Genomic DNA, 2,589 nt, shown 5'->3' with positions numbered 1-2,589 from the left:
CAACTCATACCGTCCGGGTGGATAGTGAGAAGCTCGAGCGAATGCTGAACCTCGTGGGAGAACTCCTCGCCCTCAAAAATGCCACCCGGTCTTTCGTGAAACAGATGGAGAAGGAGTCCTCGCCACTTCTCCCGGAAGCAAAAAGCATTTCCTCCAGCCTTGAAAGACTCAGCACGGACTTTCAGTCCATGGTGTTTTCGCTCCGCATGGTCCCAATTGGGGAGCTCTTCTCCCGATACCGACGTACGGTGCGGGACCTGGCGAAATCCTTAGGAAAAAGGGTTGTACTTCTTGTGGAAGGCGGGGAAACAGAACTCGACCGGACTGTTATCGAAAAACTCTCCGATCCCCTGACGCACCTCGTGCGGAATGCTGTGGACCACGGTATCGAGCCACCAGAGGAGCGAGAACGGCTGGGGAAATCTCCGGAAGGGAAAATCGTCCTCCGGGCTTACTACCGGGGAGCGTATGCCTTCGTAGAGGTAGAGGACGATGGACGAGGCGTGGATGTACAAGCCGTTCGGTTAAAAGCTGTAGAACGGGGTCTTGTATCCCCCGACGAGGCGCTCCGCCTGCCCGACAAAGAGATTCTCTCCTTTCTCTTTGCCCCGGGTTTCAGCACCGCCCGGGTGGTTTCAGATGTTTCTGGACGCGGTGTGGGTATGGATGTTGTCAAAACGAACATAGAGAGCATGGGTGGACAGGTTGGTATTGAGACCATTCCGCAACAGGGGACCAAAATATGGATGCGCATTCCTCTTTCGCTCCTTGTGGTACGAGGCCTCATGGTCCGTGTTGCCTGCGATCGATACATTTTGCCCCTTGATTTTGTCCGTGAGACGGTTAAGGTTCCCCTGGAACGCCTTCGAGAATACTTCAACGGGCGATTCGTCGAGGTGCGAGGCGAGGTCCTGCCCCTTGTGGTGGCCGAAGAGGTGCTCTTCGACACCAAAATCGACCTCTGGAAAAGGAGCTTTGACTTCAACCTTGTTCCCCTTGTGGTTCTTGGGGGTGAGGGAGAGACGTGCGCCCTGATTGTTGACGCTTTTGTGGAAGAAGGGGAGTACCTTATGAAGGCGATCCCGGGGTACATGCGGGGGAATGGAGTGGTCTCGGGAGTCACCATCATGGGCGATGGCTCCGTTGTGGTGATTCTGAATCCGCTGCGGCTCGTACGATGGTGAACAGTAATGGGAAAAATTGTGGTCTTTTCGAACCGGAAGGGTGGAACAGGAAAAACGACGGTAGCGGTGAACGTTGCTGCCCTCCTGGCTGACCGGGGGAAAAGGTGCCTTCTCGTTGACCTCGACTCTCAGGCCCATGCTACTGTACACCTCGGAACAAACCCTCTGGAAGTTCGATACGGGATGTACGAGGCGCTGGTTGACTTTATTGAAAAGAAAACGTGGAGAGAAGACCTTTTCCTCTCCACGGGTAGCTGTACTCTCATACCGTCCAATTCACGACTGGCAGCGCTTGATGTTGAGCTCAACCACGTTACGGATGGGGTGCTCGTCCTTCGAGATTTCCTCTTCGAGTTTGAGAGCTCTTTCGACTACATCTTCATTGATACCCCTCCCTCTTTGGGGCTTGTAACACTCAGCGCTCTCGCAGCGGCTCAGTACCTTATCATCCCCACAAAGGTCGATTTCCTCTCGGGCGTTGGCCTTGCACAGATGATGGAAGTTTACTACCGGACGAGCGCGAGCCTGAACCCTCTACTGGAATTCTCTGGCATCATTCCAACGATGTTCGAAACAAAGACTCGAATCACCCGAGAAATAATCAAGGAACTCTCTCAAACCTTTGGAGAAGAGAAAATACTCCCTCCCCTTCGACGGGATATCAAGATAGTAGAAGCATCAAGTCATGGGGTGCCCGTTCACCGGTACGCCCCTCGCTGCCGCGCTGCCCAGGACATTCGACAGATTACGGACAAACTCGTGGAAAGGGTGGGGGGAAAATGAGTCGAAAGCCCCTGGGGAGAGGACTTGAGGTATTCTTCTCCAGGGATTCAGAACGGGCCATTTTTCAAAAAGCCTTGGAGCACGACCGAAAAGGTGAGGTCTTCGAGGCTTTCCACCTTTATATGAAAGTAGCTGAGCAACGAGGCACCCTTCGGACGAAGGCCCTGAACAACGCCGCAGTCATACTTGCTGAACACGGGTTTATAAAGCAAGCAGCAGAGCTTTTGCGGGAGGTATTGCAGGAAGATGCCGATAACGCGGAAGCTCGAGAGAATCTGGTCATCCTTGAGGGTGATGCAAAGTGATTGTAGGAATAGATTTCGGTACCACGAATTCTCTTGTCGCTTACGTCGATGAAACCCTGCAACCGCAGGTCATTGTAAATGAGCGAGGTGCACGCCTCACTCCATCGGTGGTGTTCTTCAAAAACGACCACCAGGTCCTTGTAGGAGAGCTCGCTCGTTCTCAGGCCCTGGCCCGACCGGAACAAACCGTCCTTCGGGTAAAGCGAAAAATGGGCACAGGTCATCGCTACACAATTTTCGGGAGGGAGTACACTCCCTCCGAAATCGGGGGACTCATTTTTCGCAAGCTGAAAAAGTACGCCTCTGACTTCTTAGGA

At 53.5% G+C, this 2,589-nt stretch carries 4 protein-coding genes; all 4 read left to right on the top strand.

Going from position 1 to position 2,589, the window contains the following annotated elements; translation table 11 throughout:
• Window positions 1-1,184, top strand: a 1,184-nt coding sequence (locus H5U36_10020) for a chemotaxis protein CheA (GenBank protein ID MBC7218441.1), incomplete at its 5' end; no start/stop codon positions are given.
• Between the two features lie 6 nt (window positions 1,185-1,190).
• The gene (locus tag H5U36_10015; protein MBC7218440.1) at window positions 1,191-1,967 is read left to right on the top strand and encodes a ParA family protein; all 777 of its coding nucleotides are present in this window, start codon (window positions 1,191-1,193) and stop codon (window positions 1,965-1,967) included.
• Window positions 1,964-2,272 carry a hypothetical protein gene (locus H5U36_10010; protein ID MBC7218439.1) on the top strand — a complete coding sequence of 103 codons (309 nt, stop codon included), beginning with the start codon at window positions 1,964-1,966 and terminating at the stop codon, window positions 2,270-2,272. The genes H5U36_10015 and H5U36_10010 overlap by 4 nt, the downstream gene beginning before the upstream one ends.
• A partial coding sequence (locus tag H5U36_10005) for an Hsp70 family protein (GenBank protein MBC7218438.1) occupies window positions 2,269-2,589 on the top strand: 321 nt, incomplete at its 3' end. The genes H5U36_10010 and H5U36_10005, both read left to right, overlap by 4 nt.

The sequence above is a fragment of the Candidatus Caldatribacterium sp. genome (assembly GCA_014359405.1).
In the GTDB taxonomy this organism is placed as follows: domain Bacteria; phylum Atribacterota; class Atribacteria; order Atribacterales; family Caldatribacteriaceae; genus Caldatribacterium; species Caldatribacterium oleiphilum.
This window is presented reverse-complemented; position numbering and strand designations above follow the sequence as displayed.

What these genes read in the sequence shown, in the direction of transcription:
- H5U36_10010 (MBC7218439.1), top strand. Translation starts at nt 1,964, where the DNA reads ATGAGTCGAAAGCCCCTGGGGAGAGGACTTGAGGTATTCTTCTCCAGG.
- H5U36_10015 (MBC7218440.1), top strand. Translation starts at nt 1,191, where the DNA reads ATGGGAAAAATTGTGGTCTTTTCGAACCGGAAGGGTGGAACAGGAAAA.